Source organism: Mucilaginibacter pineti (assembly GCF_900101875.1).
Lineage (GTDB): Bacteria > Bacteroidota > Bacteroidia > Sphingobacteriales > Sphingobacteriaceae > Mucilaginibacter > Mucilaginibacter pineti.
The window spans coordinates 40,121-64,288 of record NZ_FNAI01000003.1; the positions used below are offsets into that span (position 1 = coordinate 40,121).

The window sequence follows — 24,168 nt, forward strand, 5'->3', positions numbered from 1 at the left end:
GTGCAGATTGATCTTAAAACTAACTTGTCATTCTGAGGAACGAAGAATCTATTGTACGATATGTAAGCCGCTTAATAGATTCTTCGCTACGCTCAGAATGACAGGAGTTTTTCATGAAAAAGGCCTCTGCATTATGCAGAGGCCTTTTTCATGAAAATAGTATTCTTAAGACTTACGAAGTTTTTAAAACTTCGTAAGTCTGTTCTTTAATAAATTTAATTTTTACTTCACCTTCAAACTATTATTCCCCCTGTTTGCATCGGGCAGGGCATTATCCGGGTCGATGGTGACGCTTTCAGCTTCCTGGGTGGTGGGGAGCGTGAAGGTGATCCTGGTGTTTTGCAGCCAGGTTTCAACCGGCATATAGCTGCGTTTTTTGGTGCCGTCTTTAAACTTTACTTCAATGGTGAACGGCATAGGCAGTTTTTCCTTGTTCACAGCGGTAATGCTAATTCCTTGTGAAGCATCTTTACCAGCATATTTGGCTTCAATAAGTGCTATATCCGAAATCCAGTTGTTATAGAACCAGCCTTTCCAAAACCAGGAAAGATCCTCACCTGCGCCGTTTTCCATCGAACGGAAAAAATCATCGGGTTGTGGGTGCTTGTAGGCCCATTTGTTAATGTAATTGCGGAATGCATAGTCGAACCGCTCTTTGCCTAAAATTTGCTCGCGCAATAAAACCAGCCCAAATGCGGGTTTATAATAGGTTAGGGGATGGCGGTATTTTTCGGCGATGGCATCGGGCGCGGTCATAATAGTAGGCGACGCAGGATCTAAAATAGAGGGGATGATCTCATCGGCCGGGTTGCCGCCGTTGGGCGCATATTCGCTATCGCGTTTGGGTGCAAATTCGCCTTTGTTAAATGCGTCAGACGCATATACGTCAATAAAGGTATTGAAACCTTCATCCATCCAGGCGAAACGGCGCTCGTTTGATCCTACGATCATCGGGAACCAGTTGTGGCCTATTTCATGCGCGGTAACCCAGTAAAGCACACTGCCTTTATCGGTTATGCCATCAAACACAATACCCGGATATTCCATACCGCCCGCTGTACCGGCCTCGTTAATAGCAACGGGATAAGGGTACACAAACCATTTTTCTGAAAAGTATTCTATCGATTTTTTAAGGTATTCGGTAGCGCGCCCCCAGGCATCGTTACCGTAACTTTCTACCGGGTAAACAGACATGGCCAGCGACTTTTTACCGCCAGGCAGGTTAACCCTCGCCGCATCCCATATATAGGCCTTCGATGCGCCAAAGGCTACATCGCGGGTGTTAAACATTTTAAAGTGCCAGGTAAGCGTGCCCTTATTTACCGGGCGACTGGTCAGCTCGTTTACCTCGGCCAAATCGCGGATCATAATGGTTTTATCGCTGTTGCGGGCTGCATCAAGGCGGGCCAGCTGTTTGGCGGTAAGTACTTCTTTAGGGTTCACCAACTCGCCCGAGCCGGCAACTATCATATCCCATGGAACGGTAACCTGGTAGTCGAAATCACCATAATCTAAATAAAATTCACCGCTGCCTAAAAATGGCAGGGTATCCCAGCCGCTGGTATCATCATACACGCACATACGCGGAAACCATTGCGCAATTTCGTAGATCTTGCCGTTTTTGGTGTCAGAATAGTCGGTACGGTTCCCAAAATCGCCGGGGATGGTGTATTTATATTTTATTTTAATGCGGATGGTGCCCTTTGCTGCAAGCGCGGTTGGCAGTTGCAACTGCATACGGGCATCGGTAATTATATACTTTACCGGTTTGGCTACGTCACCCGTTAAAATGCTTACCGATGCAATCTCGTAACCATTGGTATGTTTTTCGGGTTTAGGCACAACACCAGTTACAAAGTTCGACCGGGCATCTTTTTTATAAGTATTCTGGTCCATTTGCAGCCACAGGTATTGCAAAGCATCGGGACTGTTGTTAATGTATTCAATGGTTTCGGCACCGCTAATAGTTTTGCTAACGGTATCAAGCGTTACTGCAATCTGGTAGTTAGCACGGTTTTGCCAGTATTTGGGTCCGGGATCGCCGTTGGCACTATGAAATTCATTGCCTTTCTCGCTATAAAACTGCGGCGAAAAAGCTTCGGCAGGGTTGTAATTAGTAGTAGTGTCGTTAGGGTTGATCTTGTGTTTTTGTGCCTGGGCAGCAAGGGAAAAAACTGCTAACAGGGCTAAGCCGGTAAATTTTATTTTCATGCAGATGCTTTAAGCCACCAATATACAAAGGATGCCGCAAAAAATTTGACCCGACTTAAAAAAGATACAGAACGAATGGTTGAGTTATAGTGTTAAAAGATTAACAAACTTTAACTTACAAATATGGAAACTATTTGTAAAATGGATCATTGAAATAAATTATATTATGGCGCATATTAATAAGATGAAAAATAGAAAATTATTTAAGTATAGATATTGCGTGCTTGCAGTTTTTGTGGGATGTTTCTTTTTTTATACGGGATCTGCAAAAAACAATGTATTTCATAATGAGATGCAGGATTTGCCAAAAGTGGATACTGCTTTTAAGACCATATCCGGAAGAATTACCGGAGCGAATGATACAGCCGGATTAATTAACGCCACTGTTTGCATTACGGGAACATCCATTAAAACAACAACCAATAATAAAGGAGAGTTTACTTTTAACGTGCCAATAAATGCACATAGTCTGGAAATTATTTATTTACCTCACCCAAATGGATATGTACCCATTAATCCCATACTACAGCTAAATTACAACATTACTTTCGGGTACGGAATGCCGGCGACAACGACAGACAAAGACGGAACCACTTGGTATTTTAACTTAAATGAACAAACACGTAAGCCAGGTACCAGATTTAATATGGCATCTTATCGCAAAGCCCTAAAAGAAATAGGAACGCTGGGAGAGTTTAAGGAATAATTATGCACTTCCCTATAAATATACCTATCGGCAAATCGCACATACCGGTGCATTTTATATGCGAAACCCTGGCCTATTTTTTAGGTTACCGCTATTATGCATGGCTGCGTAAACACCACACCGATAGTATAAGCGAGCATAACCGGCTCATTATATTTATAGGTGCGGCATTTGGTGCCTTTGTAGGATCGCATGTGGTTGGTGTTCTTGAAAATCCAACTTTGCTCTCGCAGTTCAATATTATGTATTTTATGGGTAACAAAACCATAGTTGGCGGTATGCTGGGCGGATTAATTGGGGTGGAATTAACCAAGAAACAAATAGGAGTTACCGTATCCTCAGGCGATATGATGGTTTATCCGCTTGTAGTGGCTATGGTTATTGGGCGCACCGGTTGCTTTTTGGCTGGGTTGGAGGATGGAACTTATGGCATTGCATCAAATTTACCGTGGGCTATTGATTTTGGCGATGGTATTCGCAGGCATCCTACCAATTTATATGAGATATTGTTTTGGCTGATACTTTGGATGGTGCTGCAACTGGTAGAAAAACGTTATGAGTTTACCAACGGCAGCAGGTTTAAGGTTTTTATGGTGAGTTACCTGTTGTTTAGATTTTTGGATGAGTTTATTAAGCCCGATTATTTTTTCAGTTTCGGTCTTTCGGTAATTCAATTGGTTTGTATCGCAGGTATTTTGTATTATTATAAAGTATTTTTATATCCACAAAAACTTATAAAACCTCATGCCCGAACGCCCGTATATTTATTATGATTTTACGCTGAGTATCTGTTCAACCTGTTTGCGCCGGGTTGATGCCAAAATAGTTTTTGAGGATGATAAAGTTTACATGCTTAAAAACTGCCGGCAGCACGGTTTTGAAAAGGTACTTATAGCTACCGATATTGAATATTATAAAAACTGCCGCAACTATGCCAAGCGCAGCGAGATGCCGCTGAAGTTTAATGCCAAAACCCACTACGGATGCCCTTATGATTGTGGTTTATGTCAGGATCATGAGCAGCATTCATGCCTTACCGTGGTGGAGGTTACAGATAGGTGTAATTTGAGTTGCCCTACCTGCTACGCCATGTCATCGCCAAGTTACGGCCGGCACCGTACCCTGCAGGAGATTGAGCAGATGCTGGATGTAATTGTTGAAAACGAAGGCAGGCCCGATGTAGTGCAGATAAGTGGGGGCGAACCTACCGTGCATCCGCAATTTTTTGAGATCCTGGACATCGCCAAAACAAAACCTATTAAGCACCTGATGGTGAACACCAACGGCATACGCATAGCCAAGGACGAAGCATTTGTGAAACGACTGGCCACTTATATGCCCGATTTTGAGATCTACCTGCAATTTGACTCCTTTAAAAAAGAAGCGCTGGAACAACTGCGCGGCGAAGATCTGCGAGAAGTAAGGATCAAGGCGCTGGAACATTTAAACAAATACAACCTGTCTACCACGCTTGTAGTAACCTTGCAAAAGGATTTAAACACCGATGAAATAGGGAGTATTATTGAATATGCACTAAAACAGCCTTGCGTGCGTGGCGTAACTTTTCAACCCACGCAACAAGCCGGGAGGTTAGAGAATTTTAACGAGAAAACAGACAGGTATACCCTTACCGAGGTGCGTACAGCCATACTGGAACAAACCAATATATTTAACAAGAACGATCTGATCCCGGTACCCTGTAACCCTGATGCGCTGGTGATGGCCTATGCACTAAAACTTGGCGACCAGGTATTTCCTTTAACCCGGATGATCAACCCAGACGATTTGCTTGACAACTCGCGGAATACTATTGTTTACGAACAGGATGAGGTGCTGAAAGGGCACCTGCTTAATATGTTCAGTACGGGTAATTCTGTTGATAAGGCTAAGGAGCATTTGCACAGTATATTGTGTTGCCTGCCAGAAATTGACGCGCCCGAACTGAGTTATGATAACTTATTCAGGGTGATTATTATGCAATTCATTGATGCGCAAAATTTTGATGTGCGTGCCATTAAAAAATCATGCGTGCATATTGTAAATAAGGATATGCAGATCATCCCGTTTGAAACCATGAACATTTTTTACCGTGACGATAAGCGGGAGTACCTGGAGCAATTGCGAAATGAAATAATAGTATAATGGAAGAAGAAAAGAAGCCCATACCTAATAAAAATATGCGCATAGTTGGTATAAACCTGGCAGTACTTGCTGGCTATACCATAATTTGCGCGTTAGGCAGCGAGCAATTGCTTGTACTGGATATGTACTTGTTTGGGATACACGTTGTGGTGTGCATTTTTGGAGCTATAATATTTCGTAAATGGAGCTGGCTGCTAAGCGCGGTTTTAATACTTGTAATTGGTTTTTCGACGTGTGTAATGATAGCCACCATGCACTAAGTGATGAAGGAAGACGAAAAAGACAAAACGCCGCAAATGATAATAGCAGGCACAAATTTATTGGTGCTTATTGCTTATACCATTTACTTTCACACGCAAAAAGATGAGCTTATTATAATTGGCGAAGCATTTTTAATTGTAATTCAAATTATTATATGTTTGGTTACCGCCATTTTTGTTTATCGTAAGGAGTTTTTGTTGAGTGCCGCACTGGTGTTGCTGATCGGTTTTTCTACCTGTTGGGTTGTTTTTACACAGTATAATTAAATTTTAATCGGCTTTATGGAAACCTGCCATAACCGGCATCCTAAAGTAAATTATCATTTATGACGCCAGTTAAAAATATAAATATCCCACAGGCCTGTCACCAGTCGTGGCAACAAATGACGCCTGTTGAGCAAGGCATGCATTGCCAAAGCTGTAGTAAAACCGTTACCGATTTTACCAGTATGAGCAATCAGCAAGTGATAAACTATCTGGCTAAACAAAGCCATGTTTGCGGCCGGTTTAATGACTATCAGTTAAATAGCATAAACCATCAGCTTAATGTGCAGAGCGTACCTGCCGCAGGCGGTTGGAAACGGTTGGTAATGCTCATGGGAGTATTCGGTTCAACAATATTTTATAAAGCCAACGCGCAAACTAAACCCACAACGGAACAAGCGCCCGGCAATAAACCCGATGCCGGTACAATAACAATGGGTAAAGTGCTTTTGCGTGATACTGCAACCTATAAAACAATAACCGGGCAGGTGGTTGATGAATTAAATATGCCGCTGCCGGGTGTTAAAGTAATGGAGCAAAAAGATTTAAAGTGCACAATAGCCGATGCTTATGGTAATTTTAAATTAAGCGTGCCCACATCTGCATCGCAGCTTGTATTGACTTTTATAGGTTACGCCACAAAAACGGTTAATATTAATACTAAGGCGGCTGCTGTTTATCAGATAAAACTTGCACCCCAGGTAATGGGTGAGGTGGTGATTGTGAGGAGGCAGTCATTTGTTAAACGTGTATATTACAGGTATATTAGAAAACCTATTCGCAGTATATTTAATTGATCATAAATGGGTATCAAAAATATTAGTATCCCGCAAGCTTGTCATGAATCGTGGCAAAGTATGGCGCCTGTTGATAAAGGCCGTTATTGCCAAAGCTGCTGTAAAACCGTAACCGATTTTACGGGTATGAGCAATGCCGAAGTGATAAATTACCTGGCAGATAGAACCAATAGCTGCGGCCGCTTTAGCGATGTGCAACTGAAAAGCATAAATCATCAGCTTTATATAGAAAACCAGCAACCAGTGAGCCAGTGGAAGAGGTTAGCGCTTTTTGTTGGTGTAATTGGATCATCAGTATATTTCAAGGCTGATGCGCAAACCAAACCATCAACAAGCAAGTACCCTGTAACTAAGCAAAATGGTAAGGATAAACCGGCACCCATAACCACGACTCAGTTTTCTTCAAACAGGATTATCACCGGACGGGTATTTGACGATACACTGGCTGTTGCTGGGGCTACAGTAATGGTGAAAGGTTTAGCTATAAAAACTTCGACAGCCCTTAATGGGGAATATAAAATAGAGTTGCCTGCCAATGCCGATACATTAACTGTAAGTTTTATTGGCTATGAAACCGCTTATATTGATATAAGCCAGCAAAGCCAAACAAAGTTTGATGTTAAACTGAAAGAAGACCCGCAGTTAAATGACGTTGTATTAGTTGGTGCTTATCAGGTACGGCAATCGTTTTTTCAACGGATGTGGCACTCCATAACACACATTTTTTAGCTGGAAAACTGTTACCTGCTTAATCCAGCATCCCGGCCAATACACCTTCTTTTAACGAGTTGGTACACATCATTACGTTGCCGATCTGTAATTTATGCATAATAAACCGCGTAATAAGCGATGCTACCACTATCATATCAACCCTTACTGGTATAATAGCCTTATTACCTGCCCGTTTCTGATGGGTAGATTGTACGAGTTGATTGGTTAATGTTAGCAGCTCGGTTTCATTAAAGGTATAGCTAACGTTCTTTTTAAGATCAAATTCCTCGCCTTTTTCAATTTCAATTAACCCGGCGAAAGTTTCAAACGCGCCGGATGAACCTATAAGCACTTCCACTTTGTGGTTTGTAACGGCTTTAAACAGGTCGCTCAGTTTGTCTTCCAGGTATAAGTTTAAGGCTTGGATAGAGGCTGCTGGGATAGGATCAGTACGATGGAAAAGATCCATAAGGCGGGCCGCGCCAATTTCAAAGCTCTGTTTATAAATGATATGATCGGCATTGCCTAAAATAAACTCCACACTGCCACCACCGATATCCATTATAAGCGAACTGCCGCCTGATAAACAGCCGCAAAGCCTTACGCCGTTATAAATAAATTCGGCTTCCTGCGCGCCATCTATAATTTCAATGCTGATGCCTGTTTTGGCTTTTACTTCGTTAATAAAATCGTTACCGTTTGACGCGCTTCGCAGGGCAGATGTGGCTATGGCCCGTACTTGTTCAACACCGTTAGCTTCAATCTGCTGCTGAAATTGCAGCATGGTATTAATGCCGCGCGCAAAAGCTTCTGGTAAAATGTAACCTTTATTTATGCCCCCTTCGCCAAGCTTTACCGACTCGTGCAGGTGCACAATTTCCTGATAATTATGGGCTGTACCACTGGCAATCAACAAATGAAAGGTGTTGGTGCCAAGGTCCATCACGGCAACGCGTTTACTCATGATGCTAAAATAAATATTCGGCCAAATTGTTTAGTCGTTTTTGCAGATTATTAAACGCTTACAATGTAATTACAAAATGCGGATGTATTAATGTGTTGTAAACTATACATAATTGTTTTAACGCTTTCCATATATGCCGGAACGCTTATATGGGATATAATATGAAGTAAAATATTGTTTTTACTTAAAAAACTGGGGAGTGGAGGTGGTATTGATTAACATATGATGCCAATCGGTATGGTATTTGTTTAGGTGGGTTTTAATTAATACTTATCCGTTTATCTAAACAAACATTATGAAAAAGTTACTATTACTATTTTGTGCCGCTTCTTTCTTTATTGCAAACAATGCTAATGCACAACGTTCGCGTTCACGCGCTGCCTCATCTGAAACTGAAAACTCTGCGGGTTTAACCGTTGATTTTGGCGATGGCTCAACATTGGTTGGCCCGGCGCTTAAACACTTTTTTGATAGAAATAATGCCGGTCAGGTTGAACTTTTGTTTGGCAATGGCGGTTCATATCTTGCCGCTTATTATCAATATAATGCGCCTATTAAAAACTCTGGCGGATTAAATTACTATTTAGGAATTGGTCCGGCCTTGGGTTTTGGTCATGGTAATACCGATTTTTATATCAGACCGATGGCTGGTTTAGATTATAAAGTAGGCGATACCCCGCTTGATTTGTCGTTTGACTGGCGCCCGGCCTTTTACGTTGGCGATAATTCCGATTTTACAGCCGCCCGCTTTGGTTTAGGCTTGCGTTTTTCGTTCTAAATCATACTTAATAACATATAACAAAGCCGGACTTGTTTTACACAAGTCCGGCTTTGTTTTTTATAGGCAATAGCAGCATTACTCCTTATAAAAGAACCATTTGGCCAGTTCTTTAAAGCTTGCTTTTTTGCCGTACATCAAAATACCAACGCGGTATATTCTTGCTGCTACATACGTAGTGAATAAAAAACCTGCTATCATCATAAACATGGATAGCGCAAGTTGCCACCCGGGCGGATCAAAAGGCAGGCGTACCATCATGGCTATCGGTGCCGTAAACGGTATAATAGATAGCCACACCGCCAATGTACTATCAGGTGCCCTGAACAATACCGACACCGATAAAAAGTAAGTAAATAAGAGGGGAAGTGTTATCGGGAACATGAACTGTTGTGTTTCTGTTTCACTGTCAACCGCCGAGCCTACCGCTGCAAACATTGCGCTATATAATAAGTATCCGGTTAAAAAGTAAAACAGGAAACAACCCAATATATATCCAAAGGGAATGGTTTGCAATGTGGCCAACGCACCGGCCATAGGGCTTGCAGGCGAGTTAAAGGCATGCCCCGCTATTTTTGTTGAAATTATTGATAAGATGATCCACGCGGCAAATTGTGTTAAACCAACCAAACCCACGCCAATTATTTTACCAAGCATCAGTTGAAATGGTTTTACTGATGATATGATCACCTCAATTATCCGGCTGGTTTTTTCTTCAATAACACCACGCATCACCTGCCCGCCATATATGAGCAGGGAAATGTAAATAAGGATAGCGCAGGCTATTGTTATAGCTATGTTTGGGCCTATGTTGGCATCTTTATCGCCCGTAGCGGTAATTTCAACGGCTTTTACAGATATATCTGTTTTTTTTAAGGAATGGATAACCGCCGTATCAATATGGTTTAAAACCATGTTGTTATTTAACGTTATTTCATTCATCTGCCTTTCAATTTCATCGGTAACCTGCATGGCCGATTTCTTTTTTGAAAAGATCTGTACACCGCCATCTTTAACGTAATCTGTAGGAATAAAGAGCGTCAGGATATTTTCATCATCTTTTGATATAGCTTTAGCTTTATTAATATCCAGCTGGCTTTCAATGAATTTAATATTGGGCTTATCTTTAAGTTTTTTGGCATAAATACCGCTATTGTCTACTACGTTAATCACCTGTAAGGTTGTTAATTGCTGGCTGTTTTTAGCCACTAAGGCAATCACACCACCCATGATCAATATCAGCAACGGCACCACAAATATCATCACTATGAATGATTTTTTGCGAACGCGGGTAATATACTCGCGCTGTATAATGAGTAATATTTTGTTCATGGCTTAGGAGATTTGGTTTACTTTTTCAATGAAAATTTCGTTCATGCTGGGTATCACCTCTTGCAGCATATTGATGTGTGTTTTGGGAATAAGGTATTGCAGCACATCGTTTGAGGTATTTGTACCATTTAGTTTTACGCGGATGATGTTTGTATCTTCGTCGGTAATGGTATCGCCAATAATATCAAAGGGCTGCAGGCCATCAAAGTTTAACGGCGCACCTGCATATTCTACTAAATAAGTGTCGTTACGGTACGAGTTACGGATGTTTTTAACCCTGCCATCCAGTATCTTGTGCGATTTATGAATAAGCGCAATAGAATCGCAAAGTTCCTCTACCGATTCCATCCGGTGGGTGGAGAAAAGGATGGTAGCGCCTTTTTTATTAAGCTCCAGGATCTCGTCTTTAATTACTTCGGCGTTCACCGGGTCGAAACCGCTGAATGGTTCATCAAGGATGATCAGATCGGGATCGTGCAGTACGGTAGCCACAAATTGGGCCTTTTGCTGCATGCCTTTTGAAAGTTCTTCTATTTTCTTTTTCCACCAGGTTTCCATTCCCAGTTTTTCAAACCAAAGCTTTAAGCGTTTTGTGGCCTCATCGCGACTCAGGCCTTTAAGGCGGGCCAGATATATCATTTGCTCGCCAATTTCCATTTTTTTATACAGACCGCGTTCTTCGGGCAGGTAGCCGATGCGTTCGATGTGCGATTGATTGAGCTTTTGCCCGTCGAAATAAACCTCGCCGGAATCGGGCGCGGTTATCTGATTTATAATGCGGATGAGTGAGGTTTTGCCTGCGCCGTTTGGCCCAAGCAAACCGAAGATCTTGCCGCTTTCAACCTCCAGACTTACATCATCCAAAGCCCTGTGGCCGGCATATTGTTTAACAATGTTGCGTATGCTTAACATTTTTTTGAAAAGGTTTATGTTAATAGTATGGTTTAGATACGGGCGTTTTTAAAATGTTACATGAAGTAATTAAGGAAAAGAAATACAGTTGTTTTTAGGTTAATCTTCATGAAAGGCGTCTGTTTTAATCCAATCTGATTTTAAAGCTATAGTTTATTTTTTATCGTTGATAATTTATTTTATTTAATAAGTTTAAAGCCGCTTTATTAGCGCCAATAATTATATTTTTATAGTTTTTAAGGAATTAGTTATCTCTTCATAAAAAATCAACACATTCGCATTCAATTATTAAATCAAAAATGAAAAAAGTAATTCTTGTAACAGGGGCATCATCTGGTTTAGGTTTGGCTACTGCTACTGCGCTGGCTGCCGAAGGGCATACCGTTTATGGCACAACGCGCGATATTAAACGGATCTCTGATGTGTCATTTAAGCCATTACAAATGGATGTTACCGATGATGCATCGGTAAATGCCGCCATTGCAACTATTATTAAAGCCGAAGGCAAGATAGATGTGCTGGTAAACAATGCAGGTAACGGAATTACCGGGCCGCTTTATGCTATGCCTGTTGATATTGCTAAAAAGCAATTTGAGGTTAACTTTTTTGGCGTGGTGCGTGTAAGCAGCGCGGTTTTGCCGGGCATGATTGAAAAAAAACAAGGTCTTGTTATAAATATAGGCTCATTGGCTGGCTTATTTGGTTTGCCATACCAGGGACTATATAGCGCGTCTAAATTTGCCATTGAAGGATATTCTGAAAGCCTGCGCATGGAGTTGCAAAACACGGGCGTTAAAGTAGCGGTAGTAAACCCGGGCGATTTTAAAACCGACTTTACCGGTAATCGCGAAAAAGTTCCGTTCACACTAAAGAACGACAAACTGAAAGCCGAATTTGAGGCGGCCGTTGCCGCCATGGAAAAAGACGAAAGCATAGGCGCAAGCCCAGCAAAACTGGCCGCGCAAATAGTTAAAATAATAGGTAAATCAAAACCCGCACATAGCTACCTGGTAGGTGCCATAGGCCAAACCATAGTGCCTACGCTTAAAGCCATACTGCCAGGATCGATATTTGTAAAATTAATGAACGATCATTACGGGATTAAGTAGTTTAGTGAGTGGTTGATTGGGTGAGTAGTGAATGGTTTTTCGTTTAATTTTGAAAATCATTTAATTCCGTAAATTCTGATTCTGACAATACGTAATCCAATCAACCACTCACTCAATCAACCATTCTCCAATTCCCTTCTCAACCTAACCAATGCAAGAAAAAAACAATAAAAAAACCATCTGGGCATGGGCCATGTTCGATTGGGCTAACCAGTCGTACAATATGGTTATTACCTCTACCATATTCCCTGCTTATTACGTAGGGATCACCCAGGATAAAAATCCCGGCGGAATGGTTTCCTTTTTTGGGCACAAGTATGTAAATACAGTACTGTCTAATTATATACTGGGCCTGTCGTACCTTATAATAGTAGCTATATTACCCATATTAACTTCCATTGCCGATTATAAAGGGCATAAAAAGCTATATATGCAGCTGTTCACCTGGCTGGGTGTGCTGGCCTGTTTTGGCTTGTTCTTTTTCAAGATGGAAACCTTCGAGTTTGGGATGATCTGTTTCGGACTGGCCTCTGTAGGGTATTGTGGGGGCTTTGTATTTTATAACTCCTACCTGCCGCAAATAGCCACTGTAGATCGGCAGGATGCGGTGAGTGCTAAAGGCTTTATTTACGGCTTTGGAGGTAGTATTGTAGTGCAGTTGTTGTGTTTTGTATTTGTGCTGTTCCATAATACATTCGGGATGACGGAAGATGCTGCCGCCCGTTTATCATTCCTGATAGTTGCCTTATGGTGGATAGGCTTTTCGCTTATTCCGTTTTACCTGCTGCCCAAGGGCGTACCCAATGCAGGTTCGCATGAGTACAATGTATTTACAGGGGGTTTTAAAGAACTGGCCAAAGTGTGGAAACGGGTTAAGGAATTGCCATTGCTGAAACGGTTTTTACCAGCCTTCTTTTTTTACTCTGTAGGGGTGCAAACTATTCTGTTGGTAGCCGCCAATTTTGCCGCCAAGGAGCTTAAAATGCCCGATGAGGATTTGATCACCATTATACTAATTATACAGGTTGTTGCAATAGTTGGGGCGGCATTAACTGCAAAAGCATCTGCTAAATTTGGTAATATCAAGGTATTATCAACCATAGTTGCTTTTTGGTGTTTGCTTTGCGCTGGCGTTTATTTTATAGCTACACCTCACCAATTTTATTTTGCTGCTGTATTGGTGGGGCTGGTGATGGGTGGTGTGCAATCCATATCACGATCCACCTATTCTAAATATATCCCGCAAAACATCCCAGATACGGCCTCTTATTTCAGCTTTTATGATGTTACCGAAAAACTATCAATAGTAGTGGGCCTGTTTACTTTTGGCTTTGTAGAAGCCGTTACCCATGAAATGCGCGATTCGGCCCTGGTGCTGGATGGTTTTTTTGTGATCGGGTTTGCGTTGCTGATATCGTTGTTGGTTTTTGAAAAAAAGCAAAGAACAGTGGAGGCTTTTGCGGCGTAATTGTCTGAACCATGATTAAACAGATTAAGTGATTATTGGATTTTTTTTTAAATCATGTAAATCCTTTAATCTGTTTAATCATGGTTCAGACAAAAAACACAATTACACATTCAAAAGACACTGCATCCCTCAAAACTAAGTACATTTGCAGCTTGTTAAGTTTTCACAATGGCTAAAGTTTCTATCAACCTGGCAACGGGTTCTATACAAAAAGAAGATATTATTGTAGGTATTGATCTGGGTACTACCAATTCGCTGGTGGCCTTTATCAATCCCGATAAACAACCGCACGTAATAAATGATACCGGTAAAGGGGTTTTGGTGCCATCTGTAGTGCATTTTGGCCCATCGGGCGATGTGCTGGTTGGCAACGAAGCAAAGGAATATTTGATAACCGATCCGCAGAATACCGTTTTTTCGGTTAAGCGCCTGCTTGGTCGCAGTTACCATGATATTGAAAATTATAAGGATTTTTTCTCATACAAGGTTATTGATGATGATACCGAAAGCCTTGTTAAAATAAAGGTAGGCGATAAGTTTTATACGCCTATCGAGCTATCGGCCCTCATATTAAAAGAGCTGAAAGCCCGTGCCGAACATGCCATTAAAACCCCGGTGAACCGTGCAGTAATCACTGTACCTGCGTACTTTAATGATTCGCAGCGCCAGGCCACCCGCGATGCAGGCAAGCTTGCCGGGTTAGATGTGCTGCGTATAGTAAACGAACCAACCGCCGCGAGTTTAGCTTACGGCATCGGCCTTAATCCCGAAGAAACAAAAACGATAGCCGTTTATGATTTGGGCGGTGGTACATTTGATGTATCTATCCTGCAAATTCAGAACGGCATTTTCGAAGTACTGGCCACCAACGGCGATACTTTCCTGGGCGGTGATGATTTCGACCGGATTATTGTTGACTACTGGATTGAAAAGAACCAGCTAAACAGGGCCGATGTTATAGCCAATAATGAACTGGCACAGCAACTTCGCCTTAAGGCCGAGGAAGCTAAAAAAGCGTTCGCACATCAAAGCATCTTCAACGAAAAGATAGGAGAGATCTGGTGTACGCTGGATAGAACTACTTTCGAAGAGCTGATCATGCCTAAAGTACAGCAAACCATTACCGCCTGTACCAACGCGCTGAAAGATGCAAAGCTTACCATAAAAGAGATTGACGAAGTGGTAATGGTAGGCGGATCTACCCGTACGGCGCTGGTTAAAAAAATGGTGGCCGAGTTTTTTGGTCGCCCGGTACATGATGATTTGAATCCCGACGAAGTTGTTGCCCTTGGTGCTGCTATACAGGCCGATATTTTGGCCGGCAACCGTAAAGATATCTTACTGCTGGATGTTACCCCTTTATCGCTCGGTATCGAAACTATGGGCGGTTTAATGGATGTTATCATCCCCAGAAATTCCAAAGTACCAACTAAGGGTGGCAGGCAATATACTACCTCTATTGACGGACAGGTGAACATGAAAATCGCCGTTTACCAGGGCGAGCGCGATCTGATAAAAGAAAACCGTAAACTGGCCGAGTTTAATCTGAAAGGCATTCCATCTATGCCGGCCGGTTTCCCCAAGGTTGATATTAACTTTTTGCTGAATGCTGATGGTATCCTCACCATTCAGGCAATTGAACTGCGCTCGGGTGTTAAACAGGAGGTTGAAGTAAAACCTACCTATGGCATTACCGACGAGCAGGTTGAGCAAATGCTGATGGACAGTATTACCCACGCTAAGGATGATGTAAGTCAGCGTATGCTGATCGAGGCCCGTACCGAGGGGCAGCAAATGGTTTACGTTGTCGAGAACTTCCTGAAAAAGAACGGCACTTACGTTACTGCCGAAGAAACAGAACAAACCAACCAATTTCTTGTTAACCTCAAAGCTGCCATTGCAACCGGCGACAAGGACCTGATATTAAAAAACATCGACGAAATAAACGAGTTTACCCGTCCTTTCGCCGAGCGTTTAATGGATCAGGCCATAAGTACGGCCATGCGCGGTAAAAGCATCGAATAATTATATTGATCTAAACTTTATAAATGAAGAAGGTAACAGGAGTATTTGCGTTATTAGCTATTAGTTTTTTTATTGGGTTTGCAAATACAGCATCGGCCCGGTTGTCGGTTTCAAAAAATTATAAAGATACCAGCCTTAAAAGCGTCGCTGCTTTTGATACCCTCCGTTACGATTCATTAATGAAACGGCTGGCTAATGGCGATAAAACAGGTAAATGGCCGGTAAAAAAAGATGTTTACCCCTTGCCCGGCGCTGTGCTTCCGTTTAACCGTATCATTGCTTATTACGGTAATATGTACTCAAAAAACATGGGAGTTTTGGGGCAGTATCCGCCAAAGGAAATGATAGCCAAGCTTAAAAGTGAGGTTAAAGCTTGGGCCGCTGCTGATACACTTACCCCCGTGGTACCCGCTCTGCATTACATTTGTGTAACTGCCCAGGCCGATGCAGGCCGCAACGGTTTGCATAATTTAAGGATGCCATTTAGTGAGATAGACAAGGTTATTGAAATGGCTAAAGGCATAAATGCTTTGGTTTTTTTAGATATCCAGGTAGGTTTCAGCACGGTTCAAAAAGAGTTGCCATTGCTGGAAAAGTACCTAAAAATGCCCAACGTTCATTTCGGTATCGACCCGGAGTTTTCCATGAAAGAGGGTAGTGTACCCGGCAAACGCATCGGTACTTTTGATGCCGATGATATAAACTATGTATCTGGCTATTTGGCTGGCTTGGTTAAAAAGAACAACCTGCCGCCCAAAATATTTGTGGTTCACCGCTTCACCAAACGCATGGTTACCAATTACAAAGATATCAAGCTGCGTAACGAAGTACAATTTGTGATGGATATGGACGGCTGGGGCGGCCCAGACCTTAAAAAAGGGACCTACAAATACTTTGTTGCCGGCGAGCCAGTGCAGTTCACCGGTTTTAAGCTGTTTTACAAGAACGATATCAAGAACGTACCCCACCGTATGTTAACGCCCAAAGAGGTACTGGATTTAAAACCAAGCCCGGTTTATATACAGTACCAGTAGAAGAGTGTTATGTTGAATTGTAAAATTCGCCAACTGTAAAGGGAGAGAAAGACAATTTTCAATATGTCATTGCGAGGAACGAAGCAATCTCACAGGACAGGTGACGAGCCTTGCAGATAGGATTGCTTCGTTCCTCGCAATGACAAACTGTTTATATTTTGTTATATCAGAGGTAGGCCGTTGATGTATAACAAGCAAAAAATTTCACATTTCCTATATAATCCTAAAATACAAAAAACGCCCTGTTAATCAATAACAGGGCGTTTTTTGTATTTTAGGAAAAGGCCTATTTCAAGCTCACCTGTACTGTAGCCCGTGTTTCATCGTAAAACAAATTAAGGGCTTTTGGTTTGGCACCAGCCGGGATGCGGTAAGTAATAACTTCCGATTCTTTTGTCGATTCCGGCTCGGCAGAAACGTAGCTGCCGCTGGCTTGTGATATGGAGGTATTGTTATCAAGCACCAACCTGAAATCTGAAGGAGCTACCCCTATGGAGTTGCCGCCAATTTTATTTTTGTTGGTAAGGGTTACTTTAAATGTCAATTCAATTCCCTGCGATTTACCGTCCGGATCGCTCAGGTCTGTTGCACCTACAGGGGTTACCTTAATGGCCGCCTCTTGCTTTTTGCCAAGGATAGCTGTGTCTGGAGTAAAAGTAACGGTATAAGTTTTGGGCGCGTTTGCAGGAGTTGTTGTGGCAGGTGGCGTTGCTGTGGTAGGGGAGGCTGTTTGCTGAGTAGCGGTACTGTCTTTTTTGCTGTCGGCCGATTCATTACTGCCCGTTTTAGGCTTGCAGGATAATACAAATAACGAAGCCGAGAAAATCGCAATTAAAGAAATTTTTTTCATAGTGGTTTGTTTCAATAAATAAGGTTGATAGATCATTTAATTTTCGTGATACAGGTTAGGTTTTATAAAAAAGGTCAAAAAATCCCCGTTGCCGGGGATCTTTAATATTATAACTTGTCGATAGCGTCCTGCTCTTTCAAGGCCGCGATGTTATTTTTATCGCTGAAGGTATCAGTTTGATTGGCAAAGTCTTCGAGGATGCTCACAATGGTATCCAGGTTATCAGCAACCCGCTGGTGCATATCGGGCAGGTCTTTTTCTAACCGCTTATCGCCTAATTCTATATTGTCGACTTCAATTTTAGCCAGTTTGGTAATTATAGCCTGCTGACTGTTTTTTAAATCTTCCAGTTCATGGACAATTTTCTCCATCAGTCCAAACTTCTTTAACTTATCCATAGTGTTGTGTTTTTTAATTTTTATTATATAATGTTAACCCCAAATAATAAAAATTGTTTAAAATTTGGATAAATCATCTATAACTAATAATTTAGTTGATATGAAATATGCCATTGCCTTTTCCCTTTTAATGTGTTTCTTAACATCGGTATTTGCCCAGCAACCCGCTGCCGCAAATGATGCCTTACTGCTTGATTATTACCAGAACCAACGCTTTGCCGAGGCTGCCGATTATCTCAAAAAAATATACCCCGAGCCGGTAACCGATATAAAGGTACTGGGAAAACTGGCCTATACATCTCAAATGGGGGGCAGGCTGCCCGATGCAGAAGCCTATTACCAGCGCATTTACGCTACTGACACGGCCAATACCAGCGTGCTGTTTAGCTTGGGGAGTATAAACATGCGCCGCGGCAACAACAATAAAGCCGAGGCTTATTACAAATTGCTAAGTCAAAAAGATACCACCAACTTTATGGTATATAAGCAATTGAGCAAAATTTACCTGGATAAAAGCGAGCTTAATTTAGTGATCATCTATTTGCAAAAAGCCAACAAAATTAACCCGGCAGAAGCAGAGGTCGCGTCGGATCTGAGTGATTTATACGTGAACTTAAAGCAATACGCGCCTGCCGAAAAGGTATTGGATTCGGCCATTGCACATGATCCGGAGAATGTGGTGTTGCTGCAAAGTCAGCTAAAATTGGTATCGTCGCAAAACAAATATGAGCAATCAAGAGATATCTGTCTGAAAATGATTGACCTGGGTAGTAAAAATGGTTTCATCCTTACCAAATTGGGCGCGGCTTATTATAACCTTAAAAATTACACCTGCAGTGTAGAAACCTTTGCCGATATCCCCGAATTGGAACAATCCGAAACGAGCTTTTATATAGCAGCCCTGGCCTATAAAGCGTTAAAAGACCAGCCAAAGGCTATTGAGTTTTTAGGTAAGGCCATTGAAGCGGGCATCTCGCCCAACATCAGCGATTATTATGCCGAGATGGCCGATAGCTACGAGGTGCGCAAAAAGTATAAAAACGCGGTTTTGGCCTACGAAAAAGGATTGCAGTTTTCGCCCAAGCCTATCATCTATTACCTGCTGGGCACCATTTATGATTCGGACCTGAAAAATAAGAAGCTGGCCGTAAAGTATTATAAACTATTTATGACCAGTAAACCACCCGTTAAGCAACAAAAGTATGTAGTATATGCACAAGCGAGGGTTAATGAATTGAAACGTTAACGCTGCATTAACCGGGCTACGTATTTGCCAATAATATCAAACTCCAGGTTAACAACCGAGCCTTCACGAACGTTATGGAGGTTGGTATGCTCAAACGTATAGGGGATAATAGCCACCGAAAAAGAATGCGCATTTGAGTTAACCACGGTAAGACTGATACCGTTTATGCAGATGGAACCTTTTTCTACCGTTACATTGCCAATGGCGGCATCGTATTCAAAGGTGTATTCCCAACTGCCGTCGAGTTCTTTAAAGCCTATACAGGTGGCGGTTTGGTCAACGTGGCCTTGCACAATGTGGCCATCCAACCGGGCATTCATTTGCATGCAGCGTTCCAGGTTTACAGGTTCGCCAACTTTAAGGTGACTAAGGTTGGTTTTGTTTAACGTTTCTTCAATGGCGGTAACCACGTGCAAACCATCGGCAAGGGCTATCACCGTTAAGCAAACGCCGTTATGCGCTACCGACTGATCTATCTTCAATTCGTGCGAGATACCCGATTCAATAGTGATATGCAAATTACCCTGATCTTGCTGCAGATCGGTCACTTTTCCTAAAGTTTCTATAATTCCTGTAAACATACTGTACTACCGGGCCACCTAAAGGGGAAGCCGGGACAGGTCAAATCTAAAAATATTCAAGTTCTGAAATGTCAGTTTAAAATGAATTTATTTAAAGTTGCTGAACAGATCCAGTCGCTTATTCCTGAGGTCTACACCGCCCTCTAAAACAGATTTGAGGTTGGCGAGGTAAAATATCCAGCCGGCCTGGCATTGCACGTATAAGCTTTTTGCCGGATCGCTTTCGTAAGGGATGTTTTCCTGCGTAAGTTCAACCAGCGTTACGCCATATTTATTCTGGATATCTATGGTAACAATGCTGCCGCCCGAAAAGGTGAACTTCAGCAGATCGGAGCCGTTGTTTTCCAGCACCTGTCCATATTCATTGGTGTCATCATCGTAGCCATGCCAATACCACAAATAGGTATCTTCCTTACTGATAAACTCATCGGCATTACGCTGGCGACCGGCAATAGCAAAGAAGTCGGCCTTGCGTAAAAACCATTTCTCCAGCCCTATAGGTGTAGCGAATGATTCATAAATGCTGCGCACATCGGCATTAAAATCTGCAGTAATTTTAAATTTATTCCAGTTATCGGCTGTCATGGTTATAATTTGGCGTTTAGGATGTGTTATAAAAATAACAATTATACCTTGTGCTTTGTTAATCGTTTTTAAATATAAATTATGGGCAAACAAAGCGCCGGGATCCTGTTATACCGTAAAGTGAACAAAGTGTTGCAGGTTTTCCTCGTGCATCCGGGCGGGCCGTTCTGGAAAAATAAAGACGATGGCGCGTGGTCTGTTCCCAAAGGAGAATACGAGGATGATGAAGACCCGCTAACGGCTGCGAAACGTGAATTTTATGAAGAAACCGTTCAGTATATTGATGGTGATTTTACCCGTTTATCCCCTGTTAAGCTAAAAAGCGGTAAAACTATTCAAGCCTGGGCAGTTGAGGGAGATATAGATCACGAAAACATAAAAAGCAACCTGTTTGAAATGGAATGGCCCCCAAAATCCGGAAAAAAACAATCATTTGCCGAAGTGGATAGGGGCGGCTGGTTTACAGTTGATGAAGCCAAAATTAAATTGAACGTAGCGCAGGTAGGGTTTGTAGAGGAATTGGTGGAATCCTTAAAATAACACTTGTCATGCTGAACGTAGTGAAGCATCTACTCTGCGATTGCAAAGTTCACTAACAGATTCTCCGTACCTCAGAATGACAAAGCGCCCCGTCAAACTATTCACACCTTTTACCGTTCTGTTTTTACCTTTCACCTCATTTATATAACTTAGTAAAATGAAGTTTTTCAAATACATCCCCATAGCTTTTATACTTGTTTTAGCGGTATCATGTAAACCCAAAACAAAAGCGGTAAATATACCCGTTGTGGGTTTTGTTGATGCTTTTGAAGATGCAACCATTGGCCAGGCCCGTACCGGCTTTACCGATGCGCTAAAAAAGAATGGCTTTAGTGAAGAAAAGAAAACAGTGCAGATTGAGTATAGTAACGCGCAGGGCGATATTCCAACGCTTACACAGATCGTGAATCATTTTGTATCAGAAAATGTTGACCTGCTGGCTACCTGTACCACATTATCAACCGTAACCGCTCTTCAAAAAACTAAAACCATCCCGGTATTTGCTATGGTATCGCCAACGGCCGAACGTATGAAGGTGCTTGATGCCAGCGGTAAAGGCCCCGCCAATTTGTTTGGCGTAGCCGAGGAACTGAATTATATTGATACCTCGTTCAGTATTATTCCAAAACTGCTGAAACCAAAGGGAGCTAAACTGGTGATCGGGATGATCTACAACCAATCTGAACCGCAATCTGCCGATGCGCTTGCCCGCATCAAAGCCCTGGCCCAAAAACAAAATGTAACTATTGTTGCCCTGCCGGTAAATACTTCTGCCGATGCGCAGCTGGTTACCCAATCGCTGCTCAACAAAAATATCGACGCATTTTTTGCCAATCCGGATAATACCGTATTTGCCTCGTTTGAAACCATATTGAAAAACTGTAACCAAAAGAATGTGCCCATTTTTACCAGCGAAGCCGGTTTGGTGCAGCGTGGCGCGGTTGCTGCTTTTGGCGCCGATATTTACCAATGGGGTTACCAGGCCGGGTTGCAGGCAGCCCAATACCTTAAAACACATAAAACTGATGGCCTTAAATCAGAAATGGTGAAGGTCAGGAAAAGGGTGTACAATGCTGCTGCTGCTAAAAAATACAATATTACTATCCCATCAAATTTCGAGGCTGTAAAATAGCATGGATTTTTACCTTACCGCTTTATTGCAGGGATTGTGTTTTTCGGCGCTTGCGTTAGGGATCTACATCTCCATGAAGATTTTTAATATCCCCGACATTACCACTAACGGAAGTTATACGCTGGGCGGTGCAATCACGGGGATTATGCTTACAAATCATCAATCTACGTACCTTATTTTACCAATTGTAATTTTCGCCGGCGGAATTGCTGGCGCATTAACCGGACTTATTACAACTAAATTAAAGGTCAACGCGCTGTTAGCAGGTATATTAGTTATGACAGGGCTTCACTCTGTTAATTTAATTATAATGGGGCGTTCTAATTTACCATTGATAAGCACGTCCTCGTTGTTTTCTATATTGAACATTGCTGCCGATCCAAATCATAATACATTTTGGATATTATCTGTTTTTGTGGCAATCATTACATTGATGATAGGTTATTTACTGAAAACTGATTTTGGAATAGCCATGCGCGCTACAGGAAATAGTGAATCAATGGTTCGTGCTTTAGGTGTCGATACCGATAGAATGAAAATTGTGGGGCTCGCTTTGGCCAATGCGCTTACCGCTTTGAGTGGCTATATGATCGTACAGTTTCAGGCATTTGCTGATATAAACATGGGACAGGCAATTGTAATAATAGGTTTAGGCTCGGTAATAATAGCAGAATCGTTCATAAACTGGTTTAATATAACTAACGTTTGGATAATTTTAATTTTGGTGTTGATAGGAGCCATTATATTTCAATTGGTATTAGCATTGACATTAGCAATTGGAGTTGATCCTAATTTGTTAAGTTTAACTACGTCTACTTTTGTATTGCTGATAGTTAGTTTACCCCGTTTATCCTTTGGCAAAGCATCATGATAGCTATCAACAACGTTCATAAGGCATTTAATAAAGGGAAGGCCAACCAGGTTAATGCTGTTAACGGCATTCGGCTTAACATTCAAAGTAATGAGTTCCTGGTGATAGTAGGCTCCAACGGCTCAGGGAAAACAACACTGCTCAATTTAGTTGCAGGAACTGTCTTTCCGGATAACGGCTCTATCAATATCGACGGGAATGATGTTACCAAAACGCCCGACTATCGGCGCAGCCAATGGATAGCCCGGGTGTTCCAGAACCCTATGAGCGGCACTGCATCTGATCTGAGTATACTTGATAATTTCAGACTGGCTGCCATCCGCACCAAGGCAAAGGGCTTATCAATCGGGGTAAATGATGCTTTTAAGCAACAGGTTAAGGAGAAAATCGCTACCCTGGGTATGGGGCTGGAGAATAAGATAGAACAGCCTATGGGCACACTATCGGGCGGACAAAGACAGGCTTTAACGCTATTGATGAGTGTGATGGATAGCTGCAAAGTACTGCTGTTAGATGAACCCACGGCGGCGCTCGACCCACGATCGGCAGATGTGGTGATGCGGACGGCCGATAAACTCATTACCGATTTTAAACTGACTGCAATACTAATCACCCACAACTTAAAAGATGCCTACAATTACGGAAACCGCATTATACAAATGGGAGAGGGTGCCATATTGAGGGATTTAAGCGGCGAACAGAAATCGGCTTTAAAGCAAAATGATCTTTTCGATTGGTTTGGATAAAATTGGCAAAGTAATTGTATAGGTAGCCGTACCATGAAAAACAATAATTTTGCAACCATATCAGACGCTTACCAGTTAGTGAGCGGCGCCAAAATAAAAGGAAAAACCCAGGACGAGATCTTTGAGCTGGGTACTTACGATGCGCTTAAAAGAGGCTACACCCTGTACCCTCTTGAACACGGCGTTAAATACGATGATTTTAGCGTAATAGTATCTGAAAAGGAATTGAAAAATAATTTCCTTATTGAAGGTGCTAAAGCAAACGCTGCAATAGCTGCATAATAGGGTATTATTAATGTGATTTTTTAATGTAGAGATGCAATATTTTGCGTTTCCCACCATACAGGTCAACGCCTGCAATTTTCCTCATTTTGCATTCTCCAACAATAAGTGTATTTTTGTAGAAAAAATAAATGATGCTGTTTAACAATTCATTCTGCACAAAACTAATGTGGCCCCGGGTGCCGCAGCAGAAGAGTTATGCATCTATAATACTCTTCTCAAGT

At 42.0% G+C, this 24,168-nt stretch carries 26 protein-coding genes; 18 read left to right on the forward strand and 8 right to left on the reverse strand.

Annotation, left to right across the window (positions count from 1 at the left end):
• Positions 1-222 precede the first annotated feature (222 nt).
• Positions 223-2,211: a M1 family metallopeptidase gene (locus BLS59_RS08180; RefSeq protein WP_091147660.1), complete on the reverse strand. Its 1,989-nt coding sequence runs from the start codon at positions 2,209-2,211 to the stop codon at positions 223-225.
• Between the two features lie 184 nt (positions 2,212-2,395).
• Between BLS59_RS08180 and BLS59_RS08185 the strand changes: the two genes are divergently transcribed.
• From BLS59_RS08185 to BLS59_RS08215, 7 genes are read left to right on the forward strand one after another with little or no spacing between them, the layout of a single operon-like run.
• Positions 2,396-2,917, forward strand: a complete 522-nt coding sequence (locus BLS59_RS08185; RefSeq protein ID WP_205411220.1) for a carboxypeptidase-like regulatory domain-containing protein — start codon at positions 2,396-2,398, stop codon at positions 2,915-2,917.
• A gap of 2 nt (positions 2,918-2,919) precedes the next feature.
• Positions 2,920-3,690, forward strand: coding sequence for a prolipoprotein diacylglyceryl transferase (locus BLS59_RS08190; RefSeq protein ID WP_091147665.1), 771 nt, complete (start codon positions 2,920-2,922; stop codon positions 3,688-3,690).
• Positions 3,662-5,059 carry a radical SAM protein gene (locus BLS59_RS08195; RefSeq protein ID WP_091147667.1) on the forward strand — a complete coding sequence of 466 codons (1,398 nt, stop codon included), beginning with the start codon at positions 3,662-3,664 and terminating at the stop codon, positions 5,057-5,059. Before BLS59_RS08190 ends, BLS59_RS08195 begins: the two co-directional genes overlap by 29 nt.
• Positions 5,059-5,319: a hypothetical protein gene (locus tag BLS59_RS08200; RefSeq protein WP_091147670.1), complete on the forward strand. Its 261-nt coding sequence runs from the start codon at positions 5,059-5,061 to the stop codon at positions 5,317-5,319. The genes BLS59_RS08195 and BLS59_RS08200 overlap by 1 nt, the downstream gene beginning before the upstream one ends.
• 3 nt (positions 5,320-5,322) lie before the next feature.
• Positions 5,323-5,586, forward strand: a complete 264-nt coding sequence (locus BLS59_RS08205) for a hypothetical protein (RefSeq protein ID WP_091147673.1) — start codon at positions 5,323-5,325, stop codon at positions 5,584-5,586.
• A gap of 59 nt (positions 5,587-5,645) precedes the next feature.
• A complete protein-coding gene (locus BLS59_RS08210; protein WP_091147675.1) occupies positions 5,646-6,380 on the forward strand; it encodes a carboxypeptidase-like regulatory domain-containing protein in 735 nt (244 codons plus the stop codon).
• A gap of 6 nt (positions 6,381-6,386) precedes the next feature.
• Entirely contained in the window at positions 6,387-7,109 is a 723-nt protein-coding gene (locus BLS59_RS08215) for a carboxypeptidase-like regulatory domain-containing protein (protein ID WP_091147678.1), read from the forward strand.
• 19 nt (positions 7,110-7,128) lie between these two features.
• Here the strand turns inward: BLS59_RS08215 and BLS59_RS08220 are convergent, their stop codons facing one another.
• Positions 7,129-8,055 (reverse strand): Ppx/GppA phosphatase family protein, encoded by a 927-nt coding sequence (locus BLS59_RS08220; protein WP_091147681.1) that lies wholly within the window; start codon positions 8,053-8,055, stop codon positions 7,129-7,131.
• A 295-nt stretch (positions 8,056-8,350) separates the two neighbouring features.
• Here BLS59_RS08220 and BLS59_RS08225 point away from each other — a divergent pair, with 295 nt between their 5' ends.
• A complete protein-coding gene (locus BLS59_RS08225) occupies positions 8,351-8,833 on the forward strand; it encodes a hypothetical protein (protein WP_091147684.1) in 483 nt (160 codons plus the stop codon).
• Positions 8,834-8,911: 78 nt separating this feature from the next.
• Here the strand turns inward: BLS59_RS08225 and BLS59_RS08230 are convergent, their stop codons facing one another.
• Both BLS59_RS08230 and BLS59_RS08235 read right to left on the reverse strand, forming a co-directional pair.
• Positions 8,912-10,165: an ABC transporter permease gene (locus tag BLS59_RS08230; protein ID WP_091147686.1), complete on the reverse strand. Its 1,254-nt coding sequence runs from the start codon at positions 10,163-10,165 to the stop codon at positions 8,912-8,914.
• A gap of 3 nt (positions 10,166-10,168) precedes the next feature.
• Complete coding sequence (locus BLS59_RS08235) at positions 10,169-11,077, reverse strand: ABC transporter ATP-binding protein (protein WP_091147689.1); 909 nt, start codon at positions 11,075-11,077, stop codon at positions 10,169-10,171.
• Positions 11,078-11,376: 299 nt separating this feature from the next.
• Here BLS59_RS08235 and BLS59_RS08240 point away from each other — a divergent pair, with 299 nt between their 5' ends.
• From BLS59_RS08240 to BLS59_RS08255, 4 genes are all read left to right on the forward strand, one after another.
• Positions 11,377-12,186 carry an SDR family oxidoreductase gene (locus tag BLS59_RS08240; RefSeq protein ID WP_091147692.1) on the forward strand — a complete coding sequence of 270 codons (810 nt, stop codon included), beginning with the start codon at positions 11,377-11,379 and terminating at the stop codon, positions 12,184-12,186.
• Positions 12,187-12,337: 151 nt separating this feature from the next.
• Positions 12,338-13,654 carry an MFS transporter gene (locus BLS59_RS08245; protein ID WP_091147695.1) on the forward strand — a complete coding sequence of 439 codons (1,317 nt, stop codon included), beginning with the start codon at positions 12,338-12,340 and terminating at the stop codon, positions 13,652-13,654.
• A 168-nt stretch (positions 13,655-13,822) separates the two neighbouring features.
• A complete protein-coding gene (gene hscA, locus BLS59_RS08250) occupies positions 13,823-15,679 on the forward strand; it encodes a Fe-S protein assembly chaperone HscA (RefSeq protein ID WP_091147698.1) in 1,857 nt (618 codons plus the stop codon).
• A 23-nt stretch (positions 15,680-15,702) separates the two neighbouring features.
• Complete coding sequence (locus BLS59_RS08255; RefSeq protein WP_091147701.1) at positions 15,703-16,713, forward strand: hypothetical protein; 1,011 nt, start codon at positions 15,703-15,705, stop codon at positions 16,711-16,713.
• 286 nt (positions 16,714-16,999) lie between these two features.
• Here BLS59_RS08255 and BLS59_RS08260 read toward each other — a convergent pair whose 3' ends face one another.
• Together BLS59_RS08260 and BLS59_RS08265 are read right to left on the reverse strand one after the other, a co-directional pair.
• The gene (locus BLS59_RS08260) at positions 17,000-17,563 is read right to left on the reverse strand and encodes a hypothetical protein (RefSeq protein ID WP_143014074.1); all 564 of its coding nucleotides are present in this window, start codon (positions 17,561-17,563) and stop codon (positions 17,000-17,002) included.
• A gap of 107 nt (positions 17,564-17,670) precedes the next feature.
• Complete coding sequence (locus tag BLS59_RS08265) at positions 17,671-17,961, reverse strand: hypothetical protein (protein ID WP_091147705.1); 291 nt, start codon at positions 17,959-17,961, stop codon at positions 17,671-17,673.
• Positions 17,962-18,061: 100 nt separating this feature from the next.
• On the opposite strand from BLS59_RS08265, the gene BLS59_RS08270 reads away from it, so the two are divergent.
• A complete protein-coding gene (locus BLS59_RS08270; protein WP_091147707.1) occupies positions 18,062-19,207 on the forward strand; it encodes a tetratricopeptide repeat protein in 1,146 nt (381 codons plus the stop codon).
• Here BLS59_RS08270 and BLS59_RS08275 read toward each other — a convergent pair.
• Both BLS59_RS08275 and BLS59_RS08280 read right to left on the reverse strand, forming a co-directional pair.
• Positions 19,204-19,788, reverse strand: a complete 585-nt coding sequence (locus tag BLS59_RS08275) for a riboflavin synthase (RefSeq protein WP_091147710.1) — start codon at positions 19,786-19,788, stop codon at positions 19,204-19,206. The genes BLS59_RS08270 and BLS59_RS08275 overlap by 4 nt on opposite strands.
• 87 nt (positions 19,789-19,875) lie before the next feature.
• On the reverse strand, positions 19,876-20,373 hold the full coding sequence (locus BLS59_RS08280) for an SRPBCC family protein (protein ID WP_091147713.1): 498 nt from the start codon (positions 20,371-20,373) through the stop codon (positions 19,876-19,878).
• A gap of 81 nt (positions 20,374-20,454) precedes the next feature.
• On the opposite strand from BLS59_RS08280, the gene BLS59_RS08285 reads away from it, so the two are divergent.
• The 5 genes from BLS59_RS08285 to BLS59_RS08305 all read left to right on the forward strand — a co-directional run bounded on the left by BLS59_RS08285 (position 20,455) and on the right by BLS59_RS08305 (position 23,944).
• Positions 20,455-20,913 (forward strand): NUDIX hydrolase, encoded by a 459-nt coding sequence (locus BLS59_RS08285; RefSeq protein WP_091147716.1) that lies wholly within the window; start codon positions 20,455-20,457, stop codon positions 20,911-20,913.
• 157 nt (positions 20,914-21,070) lie between these two features.
• Positions 21,071-22,045 carry an ABC transporter substrate-binding protein gene (locus BLS59_RS08290; RefSeq protein ID WP_091147719.1) on the forward strand — a complete coding sequence of 325 codons (975 nt, stop codon included), beginning with the start codon at positions 21,071-21,073 and terminating at the stop codon, positions 22,043-22,045.
• A gap of 1 nt (position 22,046) precedes the next feature.
• Positions 22,047-22,916, forward strand: coding sequence for an ABC transporter permease (locus tag BLS59_RS08295; RefSeq protein ID WP_091147721.1), 870 nt, complete (start codon positions 22,047-22,049; stop codon positions 22,914-22,916).
• A complete protein-coding gene (locus BLS59_RS08300; RefSeq protein WP_091147724.1) occupies positions 22,913-23,662 on the forward strand; it encodes an ABC transporter ATP-binding protein in 750 nt (249 codons plus the stop codon). Before BLS59_RS08295 ends, BLS59_RS08300 begins: the two co-directional genes overlap by 4 nt.
• Before the next feature lie 33 nt (positions 23,663-23,695).
• Positions 23,696-23,944: a hypothetical protein gene (locus tag BLS59_RS08305; protein WP_091147727.1), complete on the forward strand. Its 249-nt coding sequence runs from the start codon at positions 23,696-23,698 to the stop codon at positions 23,942-23,944.
• Positions 23,945-24,168: the final 224 nt, after the last annotated feature.

Excerpts from the sequence above, each read along its gene's own strand:
- BLS59_RS08180 (WP_091147660.1), bottom strand. The coding sequence starts at position 2,211 with ATGAAAATAAAATTTACCGGCTTAGCCCTGTTAGCAGTTTTTTCCCTT.
- BLS59_RS08185 (WP_205411220.1), top strand. The coding sequence starts at position 2,396 with ATGAAAAATAGAAAATTATTTAAGTATAGATATTGCGTGCTTGCAGTT.
- BLS59_RS08190 (WP_091147665.1), top strand. The coding sequence starts at position 2,920 with ATGCACTTCCCTATAAATATACCTATCGGCAAATCGCACATACCGGTG.
- BLS59_RS08195 (WP_091147667.1), top strand. The coding sequence starts at position 3,662 with ATGCCCGAACGCCCGTATATTTATTATGATTTTACGCTGAGTATCTGT.
- BLS59_RS08200 (WP_091147670.1), top strand. The coding sequence starts at position 5,059 with ATGGAAGAAGAAAAGAAGCCCATACCTAATAAAAATATGCGCATAGTT.
- BLS59_RS08205 (WP_091147673.1), top strand. The coding sequence starts at position 5,323 with ATGAAGGAAGACGAAAAAGACAAAACGCCGCAAATGATAATAGCAGGC.
- BLS59_RS08210 (WP_091147675.1), top strand. The coding sequence starts at position 5,646 with ATGACGCCAGTTAAAAATATAAATATCCCACAGGCCTGTCACCAGTCG.
- BLS59_RS08215 (WP_091147678.1), top strand. The coding sequence starts at position 6,387 with ATGGGTATCAAAAATATTAGTATCCCGCAAGCTTGTCATGAATCGTGG.
- BLS59_RS08220 (WP_091147681.1), bottom strand. The coding sequence starts at position 8,055 with ATGAGTAAACGCGTTGCCGTGATGGACCTTGGCACCAACACCTTTCAT.
- BLS59_RS08225 (WP_091147684.1), top strand. The coding sequence starts at position 8,351 with ATGAAAAAGTTACTATTACTATTTTGTGCCGCTTCTTTCTTTATTGCA.
- BLS59_RS08230 (WP_091147686.1), bottom strand. The coding sequence starts at position 10,165 with ATGAACAAAATATTACTCATTATACAGCGCGAGTATATTACCCGCGTT.
- BLS59_RS08235 (WP_091147689.1), bottom strand. The coding sequence starts at position 11,077 with ATGTTAAGCATACGCAACATTGTTAAACAATATGCCGGCCACAGGGCT.
- BLS59_RS08240 (WP_091147692.1), top strand. The coding sequence starts at position 11,377 with ATGAAAAAAGTAATTCTTGTAACAGGGGCATCATCTGGTTTAGGTTTG.
- BLS59_RS08245 (WP_091147695.1), top strand. The coding sequence starts at position 12,338 with ATGCAAGAAAAAAACAATAAAAAAACCATCTGGGCATGGGCCATGTTC.
- hscA (WP_091147698.1), top strand. The coding sequence starts at position 13,823 with ATGGCTAAAGTTTCTATCAACCTGGCAACGGGTTCTATACAAAAAGAA.
- BLS59_RS08255 (WP_091147701.1), top strand. The coding sequence starts at position 15,703 with ATGAAGAAGGTAACAGGAGTATTTGCGTTATTAGCTATTAGTTTTTTT.
- BLS59_RS08260 (WP_143014074.1), bottom strand. The coding sequence starts at position 17,563 with ATGAAAAAAATTTCTTTAATTGCGATTTTCTCGGCTTCGTTATTTGTA.
- BLS59_RS08265 (WP_091147705.1), bottom strand. The coding sequence starts at position 17,961 with ATGGATAAGTTAAAGAAGTTTGGACTGATGGAGAAAATTGTCCATGAA.
- BLS59_RS08270 (WP_091147707.1), top strand. The coding sequence starts at position 18,062 with ATGAAATATGCCATTGCCTTTTCCCTTTTAATGTGTTTCTTAACATCG.
- BLS59_RS08275 (WP_091147710.1), bottom strand. The coding sequence starts at position 19,788 with ATGTTTACAGGAATTATAGAAACTTTAGGAAAAGTGACCGATCTGCAG.
- BLS59_RS08280 (WP_091147713.1), bottom strand. The coding sequence starts at position 20,373 with ATGACAGCCGATAACTGGAATAAATTTAAAATTACTGCAGATTTTAAT.
- BLS59_RS08285 (WP_091147716.1), top strand. The coding sequence starts at position 20,455 with ATGGGCAAACAAAGCGCCGGGATCCTGTTATACCGTAAAGTGAACAAA.
- BLS59_RS08290 (WP_091147719.1), top strand. The coding sequence starts at position 21,071 with ATGAAGTTTTTCAAATACATCCCCATAGCTTTTATACTTGTTTTAGCG.
- BLS59_RS08295 (WP_091147721.1), top strand. The coding sequence starts at position 22,047 with ATGGATTTTTACCTTACCGCTTTATTGCAGGGATTGTGTTTTTCGGCG.
- BLS59_RS08300 (WP_091147724.1), top strand. The coding sequence starts at position 22,913 with ATGATAGCTATCAACAACGTTCATAAGGCATTTAATAAAGGGAAGGCC.
- BLS59_RS08305 (WP_091147727.1), top strand. The coding sequence starts at position 23,696 with ATGAAAAACAATAATTTTGCAACCATATCAGACGCTTACCAGTTAGTG.